This window comes from Microtetraspora sp. AC03309, from assembly GCF_020826795.1.
Taxonomy (GTDB): domain Bacteria; phylum Actinomycetota; class Actinomycetes; order Streptosporangiales; family Streptosporangiaceae; genus Microtetraspora; species Microtetraspora glauca.
In genome coordinates, this window is the sequence record NZ_JADDIL010000538.1 from 1 (window position 1) to 434 (window position 434).

General features: G+C 63.4%; 1 protein-coding gene. It reads right to left on the reverse strand.

Going from position 1 to position 434, the window contains the following annotated elements; all coding sequences use genetic code 11:
- On the reverse strand, positions 1–402 hold a 402-nt coding region (locus IMZ11_RS44245; RefSeq protein ID WP_228649749.1), incomplete at its 3' end, for a hypothetical protein.
- Positions 403–434: the final 32 nt, after the last annotated feature.

Sequence of the window (434 nt, forward strand, 5' to 3'; positions counted from 1 at the left end):
GTCGTGCACCGCGGGCAGCACTTCGGCGGCGAACAGCTTGGTGGACTCCATGGCCTTCTCATACGGCATGGTGCCGAACTGCGGGACGATGGTGACCTCGCAGAACGAGCAGGCCTCCTGCGCGGCCCTGAGCTTCTCGAACACCGTCTCCGGCGTGCCGATCAACAGGTTGGAGGCGTGGTATCCGGGCGGGCCGCCCGTCTTCTGGTTGCCGACCTCCGAAGCCAGCACCGCCGTCGCGCTCGCTTCCCGGGCGGCGTATGCCTCATAGCCCTTGACGCCCTTGAAGTTCGACGCGTCGGCAAAACCGTAGTGCACGTTCACGTCTCGGTTGGCGGTCCAGATCCATTCTTCGGTTTGAGCCACCTCGTCTTCGGAACCCACGCAGTACATGAACATCACGTTCTTGGGTTGACAGGGCCCCAGACCTTCTT